This window comes from Shewanella sp. AS16 (assembly GCF_021412365.1).
Taxonomy (GTDB): Bacteria; Pseudomonadota; Gammaproteobacteria; order Enterobacterales; family Shewanellaceae; genus Shewanella; species Shewanella salipaludis.
Genome location: NZ_JAKCLK010000235.1, coordinates 1 through 293 on the forward strand (window position 1 = coordinate 1; position 293 = coordinate 293).

Genomic DNA, 293 nt, shown 5'->3' on the forward strand with positions numbered 1-293 from the left:
TATTGATGGCGTGGCGGTGAGTTATATTGATGCTGCCGTAGCGTTGGGTAATACCATTAACGAAATGGATAAATATTACACCCAGGAAAATTATAAAGACGATGCGTTTGCGAAAGGGAAAACATTCCACTACTACTCTCTGGCAGTCATGATTTCAGCGAAACAAATTAATAACCTGATATCGCAAGATAAGTTTGATGCAGAAGCGGCAATGAAGAAAGTGTCTGAACTGGAAACGCTGGTGGCGCAAGCCAAAGAAGCGGATAAAAGCGGCATGAATTTCTCGTTTATTA

At 41.3% G+C, this 293-nt stretch carries 1 protein-coding gene; it reads left to right on the top strand.

What is annotated here, in order from left to right; translation table 11 throughout:
• On the top strand, positions 1-293 hold a 293-nt coding region (locus tag LZP73_RS20150), incomplete at both ends, for a DUF3829 domain-containing protein (RefSeq protein ID WP_234236694.1).